At 31.5% G+C, this 13,438-nt stretch carries 8 protein-coding genes; 1 reads left to right on the top strand and 7 read right to left on the bottom strand.

From position 1 onward, the window contains the following. Positions 1–2: 2 nt before the first annotated feature. The 5 genes from Q0935_RS04560 to Q0935_RS04540 all read right to left on the bottom strand — a co-directional run bounded on the left by Q0935_RS04560 (position 3) and on the right by Q0935_RS04540 (position 9,600). Positions 3–842, bottom strand: coding sequence for an alpha/beta hydrolase (locus Q0935_RS04560; RefSeq protein WP_299382776.1), 840 nt, complete (start codon positions 840–842; stop codon positions 3–5). Further along, positions 842–3,595, bottom strand: a complete 2,754-nt coding sequence (locus Q0935_RS04555; RefSeq protein WP_299382774.1) for a PD-(D/E)XK nuclease family protein — start codon at positions 3,593–3,595, stop codon at positions 842–844. The genes Q0935_RS04560 and Q0935_RS04555 overlap by 1 nt, the downstream gene beginning before the upstream one ends. 70 nt (positions 3,596–3,665) lie before the next feature. Then, the gene (locus Q0935_RS04550; protein ID WP_299382771.1) at positions 3,666–5,078 is read right to left on the bottom strand and encodes an OmpA family protein; all 1,413 of its coding nucleotides are present in this window, start codon (positions 5,076–5,078) and stop codon (positions 3,666–3,668) included. Positions 5,079–5,198: 120 nt separating this feature from the next. Further along, positions 5,199–6,395, bottom strand: a complete 1,197-nt coding sequence (gene kbl / locus Q0935_RS04545; protein WP_299249030.1) for a glycine C-acetyltransferase — start codon at positions 6,393–6,395, stop codon at positions 5,199–5,201. A 40-nt stretch (positions 6,396–6,435) separates the two neighbouring features. Further along, entirely contained in the window at positions 6,436–9,600 is a 3,165-nt protein-coding gene (locus tag Q0935_RS04540; protein WP_299382768.1) for an exodeoxyribonuclease V subunit beta, read from the bottom strand. A gap of 203 nt (positions 9,601–9,803) precedes the next feature. On the opposite strand from Q0935_RS04540, the gene Q0935_RS04535 reads away from it, so the two are divergent. After that, on the top strand, positions 9,804–10,412 hold the full coding sequence (locus tag Q0935_RS04535) for a superoxide dismutase (RefSeq protein WP_299382765.1): 609 nt from the start codon (positions 9,804–9,806) through the stop codon (positions 10,410–10,412). 165 nt (positions 10,413–10,577) lie between these two features. On the opposite strand, the gene Q0935_RS04530 is transcribed toward Q0935_RS04535, so the two are convergent. Both Q0935_RS04530 and Q0935_RS04525 read right to left on the bottom strand, forming a co-directional pair. Then, positions 10,578–12,485 carry an OmpA family protein gene (locus tag Q0935_RS04530; protein ID WP_299382762.1) on the bottom strand — a complete coding sequence of 636 codons (1,908 nt, stop codon included), beginning with the start codon at positions 12,483–12,485 and terminating at the stop codon, positions 10,578–10,580. A 32-nt stretch (positions 12,486–12,517) separates the two neighbouring features. Beyond that, positions 12,518–13,423 carry a type IX secretion system membrane protein PorP/SprF gene (locus tag Q0935_RS04525; RefSeq protein WP_299249042.1) on the bottom strand — a complete coding sequence of 302 codons (906 nt, stop codon included), beginning with the start codon at positions 13,421–13,423 and terminating at the stop codon, positions 12,518–12,520. Positions 13,424–13,438: the final 15 nt, after the last annotated feature.

The following is a 13,438-nucleotide window of genomic DNA, read 5'->3' as shown; positions in this document are numbered from 1 at the left end:
CTTTAACAAATTTGCCCAATACAATTTTCTATTACCTGCACTAACGCTTTTGGTGGTAATTTGTCTAACCAAGGATGTTTAGCTCCAAAAACATGATCACTATTTTCAAGAGGAATTAATATGCTTTTAGGATTCCATGAATGAAGAGATTCTGCTTCATTAAATTTAACCGACGGATCGTCTTTTGCATGAATTATAAGATGTGGAATTTGTAATGATTTTTCAGCATTTTCAATATTTAATCTTTCTTCGTGTGCTTTAAAATCTTCATAAAACTGATAGTTGTGTGGCATTTGTTGCTTCGTTCTTCCGTTTAAAACATATTTAACGCCATCTTTTTTCCATTGTTCTATATCTCCAATTGTTGCTGTGCGTTTTGCAAAGTCGCAAACACTAGCTAAAGTTATTAGGTTGGTAATTCTAGAATCTTCCGATGCTTTAATAATTGAAATTCCACCACCACGGGAGTGTCCAATTATAGTAACATTTGCAGTGTCTATTTCATTTTTGTGTTCGTAATTTTTGGATAAAAAATGATTTAGTATGGCATCTAAGTCGTCTAGTTCTTTAGTGTAATTGTTTTCAGCGAAAGCCTCTAAATCTGGAAAGTCTATTGGGTTTTCAGGTGTGCCACCATTATGTGAAAAATTGAATTTAACAAAGAATGTTTCTGCTTTTCTAAAAGCTTCGGCCATTAAATTCCAACTTCCCCAATCTTTAAAACCTTTATAGCCATGACAAAATATAACCAACGGTTTCGGTTTTTTAGTTTCGATAAAAAATACATCAAAAACAATAGGTTTCTGCTCTTCTCTGCTTAAAGTTTCATTTTTTATAATCATTACACCTCTTTTTCAATAAAATTTACGTCTGGATTACAAATTTCAATAATTAGTTTTTTTAGTTCTTCAAAATAGAAATCCAAAGTCTCTTGAGTAATAAGGGTTTCTTTGTTGCCACCTCTTTGTTGTTCTCTTTTTGTGAATTTTAAAAAGCCTGCACTAAGGTTTTTAAATGAAATGATACCTGCTTCAATTGGGAAGTCTAATGGTTTTATTGCATTCATCATATAGGCATAAGCTAAAATTTGAAAACTTTTACTGAATTTTTTGTAATCAGAATTCATGTCTTCCCAATCTACAATAGCAACCTGTCCAGAATCTACCTTACCTGTTTTATAATCGATAATTCTAGTAATGCCGTTGTACTCGTCTACGCGATCTACAGTTCCTTTTAATTTAACTTCAAAGCCTAATTCTGGTATATTTAATGGTATTTCTGTACGTGACTCTAGAGCTATTATTTTAATTGTATTTCCTTCTTTTAAGTCTTCAATTTCTAGATTTAAGAAGTTTAGAACGTAGCGTTTTGCAATTTCAAATACAATTAGGTTTTTACCTTTTGTCATGTCTCCATCTGCGTAAGCTTTTTGGAAAAACTTTGTAATATTACTATCAATTTTAGGTTTCATGCTTTTAATGTCCTCCACTTTTAGTTCTATCCCAATAAAAGGTAAATAAAGCGCTTCTAGACTATCATGAACTACGGTTCCCATTGTGTTTGCAGCGACAGTCTCTTCCACGTCTTCAAGATCCTTTATGCCTAATAGTTTTTGATAATAAAAATCTAACGGGTTTCTTGTGTAATTTGTTAATGATGAAGGTGAGAAGCCTTGTTTAGCAATTTCTTTTAATTGATCTATTATGGCTTCGGTTTTAATAATTTCCTTTAATTCAACATTAAATGTTGGCACTTGAGGAGTCATTATTTTATGATTAAAATCATGTATTCCTTCTAATTCTAATTGATTTATAAAACGACTTTTTTCTCCTCCAGTTAATACATCTGCTTCTGTGTTGTAAAGAATATAAACGTTTTTAGCACGCTGTAATAACCTATAGAAATGATAAGTGTAAACAGCATCTTTTTCTTTGTAGGTTGGTAGCTCGTTTTCTATTTTAACATCAAACGGTATAAATGAATTGTTAGATTTACCAGATGGTAATACGCCTTCATTAACACTTGAGATTATTACAGTCTCAAAATCTAGCACTCTAGATTCTAACATTCCCATAACTTGAAGGCCTTCTAGAGGTTCTCCTTGAAAGTCTAAAGTTTCGCTAGAAAGTAACTCTTTATAGATGCTAAATAATGCTGATATATCATTTATATGCTTATAGCTTTCATTAAGTCTAAAGAGCTCGTTAAATAGCTTGTTAAAGCGGTATAGATATTCTAAAGAGATTAAGTTTTCTTCTTTTTTTAAAACTAGGTGTTCTTTTATCTTATTAATTATTTCAAAACAATTATTAATAGATTGATTTGCATTATTTTTCCAATTACTAAATAGAAGTTCTAATATTTCTGAATTACCATTGTTATATGTTTTTAAATCTGCAAGCGATAAATATACAAGGTTGTTCTTTTTTATTATTTCTATTAAGATTGATGCGTTGTTGGTTTCTTCGTTAGTAAATAAAGGTCTTATAAACTGATGAGATAAAAGGCTAATAATATCTTTGTAATAATATTTATCTGATGCTTTTTTATGAATAGCAAATAGTTGTTCAAATAGTGAGGCAAGCGGTATTGAGCTTAAAGGAAAGCCCATAGTAATGTTAAGTTTATCTATTGTTTTTGGTATAGAGTTTAATACTGGGATTAATAAGTTTTCATCACCAAGAACAACAGCTGTACTTTTTAATTTTGGATTTTTTGTTTCTATTATTTTTAAAATAGAACCAATGGTTTTTGCTTGTCCAATATTTTTAGGAACACCTAATATTTCAATATTTTTAGATTCTGAATAATGACCAGTTATCCAATTAAATGGATTTTTTTCGAAATATTTCCAATTCCTTTTATGTGATCTTGTAAATAGTCCTGCATCGTGAATTGGGTTTTCTATAAACACTTCGTCTATATCCCAAAACACTTCGGCTAATTCATTTTTAAGTAAAGCTTGGATAATAGTTTCCTCAGCAGTATTTAGTGCGTTAAATCCTAAGAAAATATGCTTTTGTGTATTTGTTAAGCAATAGTCATTTATGTTTTCTACAGCCTCTCTATAAATTAAACCTTGATAACCTGTTTTTTTACTTATTAAGGCTTTAGTGTAATGTTTGTAGTATAGTTTTAATTTGTCCCAAAACTTAAGGTAGTTTTTTACAACATCGGTTTTGTTGTCTTCTAACGACCAATGATCTAATTCTTTAATGGCTCCTAAGTAATCGAATATTTTGTCTTGAGGAATAAGATAACGATCTATTTCGTTAAAATCTTGAAGTAATATTTGTGCCCATTTAGAAAAGCTTTCGAATGGTTCTTGTTCCTTCTTTGGAGTTAATTCTAAGTAAGAGTTGTAAAACTCGAACAATAGCTCTGTATTTGTGATAGATTTTAACTGCGCTAATTCTTCAACAAATTCCTCTATACTAATAATAGTTGGAGAGAATATGGTTTTGTTAACAACAGTAGAAAGTTCTTGCCTTAAAAATACTCCAGCACGTTTACTAGGTAATACAAAGGTAAGAGTAGATAAGTTTTCTCCTTTGTCTTTAAGGTTTTTTAATACATCGAAAATAAATGATTTCATTGTATAAAAATAAAAAACGCTTCGGTAAACCGAAGCGTTTTTAAAAACTTATTTGAAAGTATTGAGAAACTTATTTTTTAAGTTTAATCTCAGTACGTCTGTTGTTAGCTCTACCGTTTCTTGTAGCATTAGAATCTACTGGGTAATCTTCACCAAAACCGTAAGATGTTAATCTAGCTTTAGAAATACCATTAGCGATTAAGTAATCTCTTACTGCGTTCGCTCTTCTTTCAGATAATAACTGGTTAGAAGATTTTGCTCCTACACTATCAGTATGACCTTCGATAGAGAAGTTAGAGTCTGGGTATTCTTTTAAGATTGCTGTAATATCTTTTAAAGACTGGTAAGCTTGTTCTTTGAAACTTGATTTTCCAGAGTTAAATAAGATAGTTCTAGCGTAAGCGTTTAATTTTTCGATAACTTCTTGAGTTGGTTGAACAACTTCAACAACTTCAGGACAACCGTTGTTTGCAACTGTACCTACAACTTTAGGACATTTGTCAACATTATCAGTTACACCGTCACCGTCAGTATCAGGCCAAGGACATCCATTGTTTGCAGCTGGACCAGCTTCTTTAGGACATTTATCTTTAGCATCTGTTACACCATCGCCATCAGCATCAGGACAACCGTTTAAAGATTTAAGACCTTTAACAGTAGGACAATCATCGCTACCATCTACAACTCCGTCACCATCAGTATCAGGACATCCGTTAAACTCAGCTAAACCAGCTTCGTTAGGACAAGAATCTTTAGAATCTTCGATTCCGTCACCATCAGTATCAGGACAACCGTTGAAAGCTTCTAAACCAGCAACTTCTGGACAAGCATCATTCTTATCGAATATACCATCACCATCAGTATCAGTTCCTCCAAATTTCACAGCTATTCCTGCAGAATGTTGGAAGTGAGTATCTAAGTAATCTTCAAAAGCATGCTTGTATTTAGACTCTACGAATAATCCAATGTTATCAGATATCCAGTAAGTTAAACCTAAAGAACCATTTAAAGTTGCAGCACCATTGTTGTTGCTTCCACCAGTTCCGTTAGTGTTTAATGGACCTTCTTCAACCCACGTGTAACCACCACCAATACCTACTGCTGGATCTAATCTTTTACTTTTTATTATTTCAGCAAAATGGTATCTTACGTTACCATCAATAGCATAATAATTTAAATTCGATACAGCTACATCACCGTACTTTTCAATTTTGTTGATAGAACCACCAGCTTGTAAAGAAAAGTTGTTACCCATATACTTAGATACAGATATTGTAGATAATGAAGGAAGAATATTCCAGTGATCTTCTGCGTTAAAGTATTCATCAAATACTCCAGCATCAAACGAATCCTCTCCTGAGAAAAAGTCTACCGCGTTAATTCCAAAATTAATAGCCCAAGGATTGTCTTGGTCTTGTGCATTCACATTACTAAAACTTACTACAAGTACTAGAGTGAATAATAATCTGCTAAGATTTTTCATATTCAAAAATTTAATTTTTAAGTGTTAATTAAAAGCAAAAATAAGTTGTTAAACATTATTAACAAAGATAAATATATAAAAATATTTATTAATTTATTAAAATATCATAATTAATAGTGTCTATTTAATAATTTCAAGTGTTTTACCAACCTTTATAAACGCTTCAATAGCCTTGTCTAGGTGGGCTTGTTCATGAGCTGCAGACAGTTGAACTCTAATACGTGCTTTTTCTTTTGGTACTACAGGAAAGAAGAAGCCAATAACATAAATACCTTCTTTTAATAACATATTTGCCATTGTTTGAGATAGTTTAGCATCATATAGCATTACAGGTACAATTGCCGAATCTCCATCAATAATATCGAAACCAGCAGATTTCATTCCTTTTTTAAAGTAATTGGTATTGCTTTCAAGCTTGTCTCTTAAAGAAGTATCGTTTTTAAGCATATCGAATACCTTAATAGAAGCACCAACAATTGCAGGCGCTAAGGAATTAGAAAACAAATATGGTCTTGAACGTTGACGTAATAAGTCTATTACTTCTTTTTTTGCAGTAGTATAACCTCCCATTGCTCCACCTAATGCTTTACCAAGTGTTCCAGTAATAATGTCTACACGACCTAATACTCCTTTTTCTTCTAAAGTACCTATTCCTGTTGCACCAATAAAACCAGTTGCATGGCACTCGTCAATCATAACTAATGCATCATATTTATCTGCTAAATCGCATATTTTATCTAGAGGTGCTACCAATCCATCCATAGAGAACACACCATCTGTTACTATTATTTTGTGTCTTGCTCCATTGTTATTAGCATCAATTAGTTGTTGCTCTAAGTCTGCCATGTCGTTATTTTGGTAACGGTAGCGTGCGGCTTTACATAAACGAACACCATCTATAATTGAAGCATGATTTAAAGAATCTGAAATTATTGCATCCTCCTTTCCTAATAAAGGTTCAAAAACACCACCATTAGCATCGAAGGCTGCTGCATATAATATTGTATCCTCTGTACCGTAAAAATCTGCTATCTTTTGCTCTAATTCTTTGTGAATATCTTGTGTGCCACAAATAAAACGAACAGAACTCATTCCAAAACCATGAGTATCCATAGCATCTTTTGCTGCTTGGATTACATCCGGATGAGATGATAAGCCTAAGTAGTTGTTCGCACAGAAATTTAATACTGTTTCGCCTGTGCTTAAAGTAATCTCTGCACCTTGTGGTGATGTGATTATACGTTCTTCTTTATAAAGTCCGTTATCTTTAATGTCTTTTATTTCTTGTTGTAAGTGTTGTTGTATTTTACCGTACATGCTTATTTTTTATTAGTTGATTGTACAAATTTATAAAACATTAATTATAAGTTTTAATAGTTATGCCCTTATTAATATATAAAAGTAGTTTTTTAGTTACTTTAAAATCCATCTCTTCTAAAACGTCTTGGTAATCTTGTAATTGGTGTTGGTATTTAGGGTTGTGTAGTCCTGTTTTGTAATCTATAATGACTGCTTCATTTTTATTGTTTATAATTAAACGGTCCGGTCTGTATAGTTTACCTGTTTTAGAAATAATATCACGTTCGTTATAAATGATATTGTCTTCAGAGAAATATGTTTTTAAATCTGTATGATTTATAATTTCTAATATTGATTCTTTTAAAGCTTTTGCTTGGGTTGTATTTATTATGCCATTGCTTTCAAAATCGTTAATAGCAATGTCGATATCACTTTCTGTTTTTATGTGTTCCATAATATCATGGACCAAGTTTCCTTTTTCTATTGCGTCTTCCTGTTTGGTGTCCCAAAGATATCCAGAGCTTGCAATCACTTTAATATTATGATCTTCTTTTGCTGTAGATATAAATTCTTGTTGTTCTATGGTTTTAATACTTAGTTCTTTCTCTTTTGATTCTGGTTTTTGTGGAGTTCCAAAACTGTAAACGGTTTCGGTGTCTTTCCAATGTCCAGTATTCATTAAATAATCTATTAATAAACCGGAGTAAGATTTTAAATTTAATTCTCCTTTTTTACTAATGTCTTTTTTTCCTATTATGTATAATTGTTCTACAGGCCTTGTTAATGCTACGTAAAATATATTAAGATTATCTAATTCTAATTCAGATTTGTGTTTTAAATAAAGTTCTTTTCCTTTTGAGCCTAGAATACCTAATTCTTTATTATAGTTTAACAAAGAGTATTTAAAGCCATTATATTGTTTTTCATCTATTGGAAACCATTCTTTATGGTCTTTATGTGCTCTGGATATATCATCTTCTGCATACGGGAAAATAACAACCGGAAATTCTAAACCTTTAGATTTATGAATAGTCATTATTTGTATTGCATCTTGTTCTTGAGGAGAAACAATACTTAACTTGTCTTTTTTAGAGTTGAAATACTCTAGGTAAGAAGATAAGTCTGAAATGTTTTTTTGTGAATACTCTAAAACCGTATCTAAATAAAACTGAACGTATGCATTTGATTTTTCTACTAATTTAAAACTTCTTACAACCGTTTCAGCTAAATCGAATAAACCTTGTTGTACTAATAGATTTGGGTTAATATTTATTCCAAAAGATTCAAAGCTTTTAAAGAAATGTTCTAAATCTAAAAATAAATGGTTTTTAAAAAATGCATGCTTGTCTTTAATAGCATATTTATCAGCTAAAAAATCTAAAATATTTACTTTGCATTCTGTGTCATTTGGATTTACTAACACAGTAAGCACATTATTTATTAGTTGTACTTCTGGTGCATTATTAATTAACATTGTTTCGCTAGATGTAATCTTTAGATTTTGACTACTTAAAAATTCTGCAATTGCAACTCCATGTTTTTTCTTTCTAACCAGAATACAAATGTCTTTTAAGGCGTAACCATTTTTCTGGCAGGCTAAAATTGTATTGTAAACATGTTGCGTGTAAATTTCATCTTTATCAGTGTCTTCGTCTTGAAAATCGATAAAATTAAGGTTTACATATCCTTTAGTGTCTTTAGATGGTTCTTGATGTGATTGTTCATAAAGATTTGCATAATCTTTCTTTGAAAGAGCGTATGTAGAAATGTGCTTAAATAAAGCATTGTTAAAATTAACTACCGTTTCAAAACTTCTAAAATTTGAACCTAAGTTTTTAACATCTTGTTCTATATAGAATGGTTTTGAGGTTTTATTAAATAACTCCATAAACTGTTCTGCTTTACCGCCTCTCCATCTGTATATGGCTTGTTTCGCATCTCCAACAATCATGGCAGTTCCTTTTTCTGATTTAATATTTTCTCCAGATAAAGTACTATCCACTAATGGTGTTAAGTTTTCCCATTGCATTTCCGATGTGTCTTGAAACTCATCTATAAAATAATGCTTAAATTTTTCACCCATTCGCTCGTATATAAATGGCGTAGGTTGACCTTTTATTTCATTACTAATAATTGCGTTAAACTCGCTAATTAGCATTTTATTTTCTTCGGTTTTAATATCAATTAATTCCTTGTTGATAACTGTTAAAACAGACAGTGGTGTTAGATTTTTATATATAGCTATCGGTAATAAATAACGTTCAGGTAAGGTTTTAGATTTGTAAAATAATGTTTTTAACTCTTCTATTATACTTTCAATACTTTGTTTCGTGTCAGCTGTTGCTTTTGCTGTATAGTATTTTTCGTTTTCTAAATCGGTAGCTAGCCTGCCTTCAAAATTTAAATCACTTATTTTAATGTTTTTTAGTTTAATAAAATGTTTTGGAAGGTCGCCGTATCTAAAATGGTTTTGAGGAATGTTATTGTTTTCAATTAAAGTTAATGCCTTTTCACCAATGTCCATACATTCTTTTTCAATGTCTTTAATTGTTTCTTTTAAAGTTGTTTTAAGTAATGAGAAATCGTTAAGAGATTTGTTGTTCAAGGTTTTTACATATTCTAAATCACTTTCCTTCGTTAGTAATTTTGCTATATTATTAAAATCTCTAGAAACGTCCCAGCTTTTATCATCATCAGCTTTTTCTATAGCAAAATCTACTAGTATTTTTGTTAGCTCCTTATTGGTTCCTGCTTTAGCTATTAAACGATCTACAGCTTCATTTAATAGAGACTCTGTATCTAATTCTACTTCAAAATTTAATGGTAAATTTAAATCGTGTGCAAAGGTTCTAATTAGTCTATGGTTAAAGCCATCAATAGTAGAAATATCGAAAGCAGCATAATTATGCATTATGGTATTTAAAATATCTTTAGCTTTTTTTTGAAGCACCTCAGGTTTCATCTTTAAATCTTCAACAATATTTGAAAACATTGGATGCGGATTTTTTAAAGAATCGTCTTCAGAAAAAGTCTTCAACATTTCTAAAATACGCGCTTTCATTTCGCCAACTGCTTTATTGGTAAATGTAATGGCAAGAATATTTCTGAATTGATAATTTCCTGAAGAGGAAAATAAAATTTTAAGGTATTCCTTAACTAAAGTGAACGTTTTACCACTTCCAGCAGAGGCATTATAGACTTGAAATGAAGAGTTTGACGACATTTAATATTTTTAGTACAAGATAAAAACAATTCGGGTGAAGATTGATGAAATTTCATTTTTTTAAGAAGAAATCGGAACCGATTAAAAATCACGTTGTTAAAGTATTATTAAAACAAAAGACATAATATGGGTTTAATTTTTAATTGATTTGTTAAAGTGTTAAATTTACACTCAAAGAATTATTAACATAAACATATAAAATTATGGCTTTCGAATTACCGAAATTAAAATACGCTTACGACGCTTTAGAACCAAATATCGACGCTCGTACAATGGAAATACATCACTCTAAACACCACAATGGATATACATCTAAATTAAATGCAGCTATTGAAGGTACAGATTTAGAAGGGAAGACTATAGAGAACATATTAACTAATCTTGATATGGATAATAAAGGTGTTAGAAATAATGGTGGTGGTTTTTATAACCATTCATTATTTTGGGATGTAATGAATCCAGAAGATAAAGGACGTTTATCTGGAGATTTAAAAGAAGCAATTGAGATAGCTTATGGATCTGTAGATGCTTTTAAAGACGCTTTTAGTAGTGCGGCAGCAACACAATTTGGTTCTGGTTGGGCTTGGTTATGTGTGCATAAAGGAGGAAAGGTTGAAGTGTGTTCTACACCAAACCAAGACAATCCATTAATGCCAGGTGTAACTTGTGGAGGAACTCCAATATTAGGTTTAGATGTATGGGAACATGCTTACTACTTAAATTACCAAAACAGAAGACCAGATTATATTAATGCATTTTTTAATGTAATTAACTGGAACGAAGTTGAGAGACGTTATGCTTTAGCTAAATAGTCTAAACATACTTACAAAACAATATTTTAAAGGAGCTAATAATTTTATTAGCTCCTTTTTTTTTGGATTAAATTGAGTAAAGAGAGGTTGTAATAAAAAAAGCCACAACATATGTTGTGGCTTTTTTCTGGTTTTAATAAAGTTGGTTAAACAGGTTATTAAGTTTTAATTGGTAGATGGTCCACCACTTATGATTTTAAAATCAGAACGTCGATTAAGTTGATGATCTTCTTCTGTACATGATTTTTTACAATCTATTAAAGGTTCGCTTTCTCCTTTTCCGTTACCAGAGATTCTTTCAGCATTGATACCTTTTGAAATTACGTAAGCAACTGTTGATTGTGCTCTTCTTTCAGAAAGGCGAAGGTTGTATCCATCTTTACCTCTATTATCTGTATGAGAAGTAGCGTAAATAACCATATCAGGATACTTATTCATTACTAGTATTAACTTATCTAATTCGTTTGCTCCTTGTACTGTGATATCCGATTTGTTAAAGTCAAAATAAATAGGCTCTAATACTACACGGTCTTCAATAATAATTTTCTTAATTGGTGTTAAGTCAACGCTTACATTTAAAGTTTCTTCTTTTGTACCTGAAACAGTTTGAGATGCATCTTCAAATGCTTCTTTTGTTATTTTTAAACTCGTTTCAATTTCACAATCTGTTTTGAAGTTTACAATACCTTGTGCATTTGTAGTTGCGGTATCTAATACAGTTCCTTTATCATCGTGAAGTGTAACTGTAGCGTTAGGGATTTTTTCTCCTGTTTCTACGTTTTCTACACTTACAATCATATCAACATCACATAAAGGCTTTATTTCTTTTATTGCATAAATGTCATCGTTTCCTTTTCCTCCCGCTCTGTTAGATGAAACATATCCATCTTTATCGTTGTTAATTACAAAGGCAAAATCATCGGCTTTACTATTAATAGGTGCTCCAATGTTTTTTACAGATTCTGTTCCTGATAAGTTTGTGTAGAAAACATCAAGATTTCCTAGGCCTAAATGACCGTTAGAAGAGAAGTATAAATATTCACCATCACCTGCATAAGGAAACATTTCTTGTCCTTGAGTATTTACTTTTTTTCCAAGATTCACAGGAGTACCAACCATTCCGTTATCTTGAATAGGGGCCATGTAAATATCGAACAATCCAGAGCCTCCTGGCATGTTAGATGCAAAATATAGTGTTTTTCCGTCTAAACTTACAGATGGATTTTTTACAGAGTAATCTTTATTATTAATACTTAAAGGTTGTATGTCTTCCCATTTGTTAACTTCAGATTTTGTTGCTTTAAATAAGTGAATAACACTTATTTTAGTATTCGTCAAAGTGTCTTTTTCGTATAGGTTTTCAAAGAAACTTTCTCTTGAGAAATACATAGTTTTACCATCTGGAGAGAAAGTAGTAATACCTTCATGGTATTTTGTATTAATTTTACCTCCAATTAATTCTGGTTCTGCATAAGTGTCTCCTGAAGTGACTTCTGAAGTGTATATATCTAAAAATGGCTCTTCGTTCCATCCATATTTTTTTCTACTATTATTTCTAGCAGAAGAAAAATATAATTTCCCATCTTGTATAACACCACCGAAATCAGAAGCAGAAGAGTTAATGTCTAAGTTTTTAGCTGTAAACTTTTCTTCTTTGGCTTGAAGTTTTGTTAAGTAATCTGGATTAGCTAAAAACATAACAGCCCTATCATCTTGTGGCTTAATCGCCGCAAAATTGCGCATTTGTGCATTTGCTTCTTTGTCCTTTCCGTTTGCTTTTAGCATTTCAGAATATTTAAAAAGCATTTCTGGTTCTTGAGAAGTTTCTAAGGCTTTTGCATACCACTTTTCTGCTTCTACAGTATTAAATATATTGTAATTAGCTTCTGCTAAACGTCCATAGACGTAAGTATCTGCCTCTCCTTTTTCTGTTAACTTAGTATAGTCCTCTATGGCTTCTACAAATTCAAACTTAGCAAAATGCTTATCGGCTTTCTTTGTTGCCTTAGTTTGCGCTGTAACGCTAAAGCTAGTTAGAATGACTAGTGTTATAATTAATTTTAAATGTTTCATCTGGTCGTGTCTTTTGTGTTAGCTTATGTGGTTTAGAAATAACGTGGTGAACGTGATACTTTTTTTGGTAAATCGATATCGAAGTTTATAAAGATCTCGTGAGAAGCATCTGTAACTACGTTTAATTCTGATTGAATAGCATCGTAAGCATAACCAATTCTCATTGATGGTGAAACCATAAAGTTTACCATACCACTAAAAGAATCGTCCAGTCTGTATCCTGCGCCTATTTCTACAACATCGTACATGAATAGATTTAGGTTTACATCGTAACTTATTGGTGCATCGAAAGCAAACTTCATTAAAGCATGTGGCTTTAATTTAAAGTTTTCTGATAAATCAAACACATATCCTGCAGCTGCAAATAAATGTTCACTTTCAGATCCTATTTTTCTACCATCTCTATCTAAATGTGTTCCATTTAAAATGTTAGGCATCGAAGCAGATAGATACCAACGGTTAGGTTGGTATAAGTATACACCTGCACCTACATTTGCTGTAGTCTCATTAACATCTTGCGAGAAAAATGGATCATCAGCATCTATAGTTTCTACACTTGTTAATCCAATATCGTGGAAAGTAGCTCCGGCTTTTAAACCAAAAGCTAATTTTGTAATGTTTCCTACTGGTAAAGTATAAGAGAAATCGACATAAGCATTGGTTTCTCTTACTGGTCCAACTTCATCATTAATTAACGATAAACCTAAACCCACTCTATTTCCTACCGGAGAATGTATAGATAAGGTTCCTGTACTTGGCGAGCCTTCTAAACCCACCCATTGACTGCGGTATAATGCACCTATGGATACGCTTTCACTTGATCCTGCATATGCAGGATTAATTACATTCATGTTGTACATGTATTGCGTGTACTGCGGATCTTGCTGCGCTTGTACGCCTATAACTACTAGGAATACTATATATAGTATGTTCTTCATCTGTATTATTATTGG

The organism is uncultured Lacinutrix sp., assembly GCF_947500605.1.
GTDB lineage: Bacteria > Bacteroidota > Bacteroidia > Flavobacteriales > Flavobacteriaceae > Lacinutrix.
Note: the sequence above shows the minus strand (reverse complement) of the source record. Positions and strands in the feature narration are given on the sequence as shown.

Coding starts and splice junctions, on each gene's coding strand:
- Q0935_RS04560 (WP_299382776.1), bottom strand. CDS start 842: ATGATTATAAAAAATGAAACTTTAAGCAGAGAAGAGCAGAAACCTATT.
- Q0935_RS04555 (WP_299382774.1), bottom strand. CDS start 3,595: ATGAAATCATTTATTTTCGATGTATTAAAAAACCTTAAAGACAAAGGA.
- Q0935_RS04550 (WP_299382771.1), bottom strand. CDS start 5,078: ATGAAAAATCTTAGCAGATTATTATTCACTCTAGTACTTGTAGTAAGT.
- kbl (WP_299249030.1), bottom strand. CDS start 6,395: ATGTACGGTAAAATACAACAACACTTACAACAAGAAATAAAAGACATT.
- Q0935_RS04540 (WP_299382768.1), bottom strand. CDS start 9,600: ATGTCGTCAAACTCTTCATTTCAAGTCTATAATGCCTCTGCTGGAAGT.
- Q0935_RS04535 (WP_299382765.1), top strand. CDS start 9,804: ATGGCTTTCGAATTACCGAAATTAAAATACGCTTACGACGCTTTAGAA.
- Q0935_RS04530 (WP_299382762.1), bottom strand. CDS start 12,485: ATGAAACATTTAAAATTAATTATAACACTAGTCATTCTAACTAGCTTT.
- Q0935_RS04525 (WP_299249042.1), bottom strand. CDS start 13,423: ATGAAGAACATACTATATATAGTATTCCTAGTAGTTATAGGCGTACAA.